This is a genomic window from Pseudomonas sp. 13B_3.2_Bac1 (assembly GCF_025466205.1).
Lineage (GTDB): Bacteria > Pseudomonadota > Gammaproteobacteria > Pseudomonadales > Pseudomonadaceae > Aquipseudomonas > Aquipseudomonas fluorescens_H.
The window spans coordinates 1-5,178 of sequence record NZ_JANLOG010000132.1 but is presented as its reverse complement, the minus strand read 5'-3'; the positions used below and the strand labels follow the sequence as shown (position 1 = coordinate 5,178).

The 5,178-nt window shown below is 61.6% G+C and carries 4 protein-coding genes; all 4 read right to left on the bottom strand.

Annotated features, from left to right (window positions below; genetic code table 11):
- Positions 1–14: 14 nt before the first annotated feature.
- The 4 genes from NTD85_RS21760 to NTD85_RS21745 all read right to left on the bottom strand — a co-directional run bounded on the left by NTD85_RS21760 (position 15) and on the right by NTD85_RS21745 (position 5,036).
- Positions 15–611 carry a biliverdin-producing heme oxygenase gene (locus NTD85_RS21760; RefSeq protein WP_103521244.1) on the bottom strand — a complete coding sequence of 199 codons (597 nt, stop codon included), beginning with the start codon at positions 609–611 and terminating at the stop codon, positions 15–17.
- Positions 612–722: 111 nt separating this feature from the next.
- Positions 723–3,308, bottom strand: a complete 2,586-nt coding sequence (locus NTD85_RS21755; RefSeq protein ID WP_262143182.1) for a TonB-dependent receptor — start codon at positions 3,306–3,308, stop codon at positions 723–725.
- Positions 3,309–3,430: 122 nt separating this feature from the next.
- Complete coding sequence (locus NTD85_RS21750; protein ID WP_103486268.1) at positions 3,431–4,396, bottom strand: FecR family protein; 966 nt, start codon at positions 4,394–4,396, stop codon at positions 3,431–3,433.
- Positions 4,397–4,517: 121 nt separating this feature from the next.
- On the bottom strand, positions 4,518–5,036 hold the full coding sequence (locus NTD85_RS21745) for an RNA polymerase sigma factor (RefSeq protein WP_041068631.1): 519 nt from the start codon (positions 5,034–5,036) through the stop codon (positions 4,518–4,520).
- Positions 5,037–5,178 lie beyond the last annotated feature (142 nt).

The following is a 5,178-nucleotide window of genomic DNA, read 5'->3' as shown; positions in this document are numbered from 1 at the left end:
GAATTTGCGGTGTGTCAGGCCGGTTCGGCTTCGGTCGCGTAAGCCTGTTCCAGCAGCACGGTGAAGCGGTTGAACGCGTCGATCGCGCCTTGCTCGACTTCGGCTTCTTCCTCGGCAGTGAACTGCAGCGAGTCAAGGGTGCGCACGAAGCTTTTCCAGCCTTCGGCACGGCCGCCTTCCGGCTCGCCCAGATGACGGGCGCCGAAGGTTTCGCTGAGATCCAGCGCCACCGCGCGTTTGATCAGGAACGCGGCGCCGAGCTTCGAACCTTCGGAGACGAAGATCCAGCCGAGGGCGCGGGCCTTGCTCGGGTTTTTCAGCGCACCGGCCACCGGTGCCGGGATGTCGGTGTCCAGATCCGCCAGGTCAGCCTTGGCCGCTTCGGCGCGGCATCGGGCCGGCAGATCCGGGACGATGGCAGCCAGTTCGGCGTCGTTGTACAGGTCTACCAGCTCCGACTGGAACAGGTATTGCGCGACCACGAAACGCGCGAAGTTGGCGCGGGTTTCGAACGGCGCGTGGGCCTTGACCAGGGCGTCGAGCTTGCTGTGCGGCTCGTGGGTGATCTGGTTCAGGCGTTGTGAACGCAGGGCTTTTTCCGATGTGGTCATGGGGTGTCCTTGATAAAAGAGGCGCTTGATAACGAGACGAACGGGCAGGTGCCAAACCGTAAAAAAAGCCCTGCGATGCGCTGAACAATGCGCGTCGCAGGGCCGTCCGGATCAGATGTCCCAGACCAGATTGATCGCGAAGTTGCGGTCCGGTTGGGTCAGACGATCAAGGTTGGCCGGTTGCGTTACAGAGGCTTCGCCGACGCTGTCGTAACCGCGCACGTCATCCCACAGCCAGTACTTCTTGTCGGTCAGGTTGTAGATGCCGCCGCTGACGGTGACGTCGTCGGTGACTTTGTAGTAGCCGGCCAGATCGAGAATGCCGAAGCCCGGGGTCTTGAACTGGCTGCTGACGCCATCCGGCGACTTGAAGTTGCTGTCGTCGACGCGGTCCTTTTTCTTCACCACGGTCCAGCTCAGCAGGCCGCCGTAGTTGTCCTGGTCGTAACCCAGGCCAAACACGCCGGTCAGCGGATTGACGCTGTTGAGCGGTTCGCCGTTGTCGTTGTTGCGACCGTAGGCGTAAGCGATCGAGCCCTGGGTATAGAGACCTTGCGGTGCGCCGAACGCATCGAGGTTCAGACGACCTTTGACTTCGGCGCCCTTGATGGTCGCGTGCTTGATGTTGCTCGACTGGAAGGTCAGCTCGTCGTAGCCGGGGGTGACGGCGTCTTCGTTGATGAAATCGCGGTACTTGTTATAGAACACCGCCACGTCGAACGAGCCTTGCTCGAAGTTGCCGCGCAGACCGGTTTCATAGCTTTTGCTTTTTTCCGGTTCCAGGTTCGGGTTCGGCGCCACGTTGTAGCCGGTGGTGCTGTTTTCGAAGCGCCCGTACAGCGCTTTTGCGGTCGGCGTGCGGAACCCTTCGGCGTATTGGCCGTACCAGGTGTAGTTATCGGTCAGGGCATAGGTCAGGCCGAACTTGGGCGAGACTTTGTGCCAGGTCTTGTTCTCGTCGCTGACCGTGCCGTTGCCATCGGCGGCCACGGTGTTGAGGAATTCCTGGGTGACGTGCGGCTTGAGCTGGGTGTAGTCGTAGCGCAGGCCCGGCAGGAAGGTCCACTTGTTCCAGCTGATCTGATCCTGGGCGAACAGGCTGTAGGTGTTGATGGTCGGGTCCGGGAAGTCGCTGGATTTTTTCAGCACATCCGCCGCGCTGGTGGCGCCGATGGCGGTGCAGCCACGACCGACCGCCAGGCACTTGCCGTCGCCGCTGCGCGAACCGGTGACTTTCTGCTGTTTGATCGTGGTGCCGTAGGTCAGCACGTGATCGGTGTCACCGATGGCAAACGCCTTGTCCAGTTGCGCATCGAATACCCACTGTTTTTCCTCGTAGATCGTGTCGCGCGTGCGCAGCACTTTACGGGTCATCGGGTAGTAGAACTCTTCGGTGCTCTGCTCGGTCTTGGCGATCTGGTGATTGAGGCTCCACTTCACGTTATCGGCCAGCAGGCTGTCGAGGGCGAAGCTGTGCTCCAGGCCGAAACGCTCGCGGGTGATGGTGTCGTTGCCGGTACGCCACTGGTACATGCCGCCGGGCAGCACGCTGTTGGGAATGGTCGGCGCGCCATTGAAGTACGGGCCGCCGTAGGCGCTTTTCTGATCGGTGTCGCGATCGTCCTTGTACTTCTCGTAGGTCAGGCCCAGACGGGAACCTTCGTTGTAGTTCCAGCCGATCTTCGCCAGGACGTTGGTGGCTTTGACGTCTTCCGGGTTGGCGGCGGTGCGCTCAAGGCCAGTGCCGTTGTTGCTGCCGTAGGAGTCGGTTTCGTGACCGTCGCGCTGGCTGAAGTGCAGCAAGCCGTCGAACTGCTCGGCACGGCCGGCGACGGTGGCGGATTTCAGCCAGCTCTCATCGGCGGAGCTGTAACCGGTTTTGAGGCGAGCGCCGACGTCTTTGCCGGGCTTGATGATGTCGTCCGGGTCGAGGGTGTAGTAGCTGACGGCGCCGCCGATGGCGTTGCTGCCGTACAGCACCGAGGCCGGGCCACGGAGGATTTCCACGCGTTTGACGATTTCCGGGTCGACGTAATTGCGCTGGGTCTTGGCGTACGGGCCATTGAAGAAACCGTCCGGCACTTCGACGCCGTCAACCTGCGTCAGAATGCGGTCGCCGTCGATGCCACGGATGTTGTAGCCGCTGATACCGCCACGCTGGCCGGCGCCGCCGACCGACACGCCCGGCTCGTAGCGCACCAGATCCTTGATGGTGTTGACGTTGTTGCGATCCAGATCCTGGCGGGTCTGCACGGTGACGGTGGCCGGCACGCTGCTGACCGACTGTTCCTGGCGGGTGGCGCTGATGGTCACCTGATCCAGATTGAGCGCGCCGCTGGTGGTGCGCTTCTCCAGCACCACGTTGTTGTTGCTCAGCTTGCGGAAGCTCAGGTTGGTCCCCACCAACAGGCGCTCCAGGGCTTTTTCCGGCGGCAGCGAACCGCGCACACCCGGCGACGATACGCCCTGACCCAATTCTGCCGGCAAGCCGACCTGCCAACCGGTGACAGTGGTGAATGCATTGAGCGCCGACACCAGCGGTTGCTGGCCGATCGAGAACGAATAATCACCCATGTTGCGCGCCGGTTGTTCGGTGGCAGCCATCAGCGGTGCAGTGCCGGCCATGAGGATGGCGGCCGTCAGCAACGACAATACGCGGGAAGGGGAAGCAGTCTGGCGGGTAAGGCGAGAGGACATCGATAGCGCTCCGTGTCGCACGAATCTTTATAGGTGCTGATCCGCCTCCGAAGATGCGAATCAATTGCATTGGCTATAACGAGACGAACGGGCTTTCGCTATCGAGTAAAAATAATTCTCATTTAGTTCAGGATCACCAGCGCGGGGAATTCCTGCAGGCGCGCCGAAGTGATGTGGGCGAGGGAGCGCACCACGTCCAGCGGCTGGTCGAGGCGGTAGTTGCCGGTGACGTTGACGTCGGCCAACTGTTCGTTGGTGTTGATGATCCAGCCCGGGTAGTAGCGGCGCAGTTCGGCCAGCACCTGATTCAACGGGCAGTTCTCGAACACCAGTCGGCCCTGGACCCAGGCCAGGTCGGTCGCGGCATCGAGCTTGCCCGGGCGATCGAAACCGTTGGGCCCGATGCGGATGCTTTCGCCTGCGCTCAAACGCACTCGCGCGTCGTTGTGCGTGGCGCGCAGATCGACATCGCCGCGCTGCACATTGACCTGCGCCACGCCGTCCAGATAGCGCACGGCGAACGCAGTGTCGCGCACGCTGGCCTGCACCGGGCCGGCATCGATTTCCAGCGGCTGAGCCCGGTTGGCCGCTACCTCGAAAAACGCTTCACCCTGATACAGCCTTGCTACTCGCTGGCGCTCATTGATGGTGCTGGAGAATGCCGAGTTGGTGTTGAGCAGCACCTTGGAACCGTCCTCCAGTTGCAGGCGCTGACGCTCGCCGACCACGGTCAGATGATCGGCCTGAAGGCGCATCGGCAGGTTGCTGAAACTGAACAGACCGAGCACCAGCACCGCAGCAGTCGCCAACGGTTTCCAGTGCGGACGCAGACGTTTGAGCAACGTGACTTTCGCCGGCTTCGCGGCGAGACTCTGCGCACACTGCACCACTTGCGGCCCGTCCCAGATCGCCTGAGCCTTGGCGAACGCCTCGGCATTCAACGGATCGGCCGCCAGCCATGCATGAAATTGCCGGGTCTGCTCTTCGTCCGCACTGCCCAGCACGATGAGCCAGTCCAGAGCCTGGTCCATTGCACGGGCGGCGTCCTGCGCCGTTGCAGGCGAAGGCGGGCGGTGGGTGTCCGTCACGGTGTGTCCTCGGCAGTGTCTGTGCACGGCTGTTTTTTTAGTGAAGCGTAAAAGTCGGGCAAGGGTAACAAAGCCCGATGATCAGTGCAGTCGATGCTGCTGACTGAAATCGCCTGCAACCTCAGGCGCCATTCAAGCGCTCGGCGACACCGATGCAGATCGACATGATCAGCTTGAGTTCCTTCTGCACGGTGCTGAGGGACACATTCAGCTCGTCGGCGATTTCCTGGTAGCTGTGCCCGTGCAGGCGGCTGAGGATGAAAATCTGCTGCTGACGCGGGCTGAGTTGACTGAGGCTCACGTTCAGGCGCTCCAGCAATTGTTCGGCGTGGGCGGCGTCTTCGGCGCTGCTGGCGGGGGCGGCGACGCTGTGCACCACGTCCTGCGGCACGTCATCGACCATGGTCCGCGAATGGATCTTGCGCGCGCGCAGGTGATCCAGCGCCAGATTGCGCGCGGTCTGAAACACGAAGGGTTCAAGGTGATCGATGGCGCGCTCGCTCAACGCCCGCGTCACGCGCAGGTAGGTTTCCTGCAACAGGTCTTCGGCGGTGCTGTGGTTGTTGACCATGCGCTCGATCGTGCGCAGCAGGGACGTGCGCTGAGAGAGAAAGACATGATTGAAGCGCGATTGACTCACGGGGGAACCTGATCCATTTCGAGCGAATGATAATGCTTATCATCTAGTCGAGTGGTCAAGCCCTGATTTTGAATACAACGAAAAACCTTGTGGGAGCGAGCTTGCTCGCGAAGGCGGAGTGTCAGTTGATAGAAATATTGAC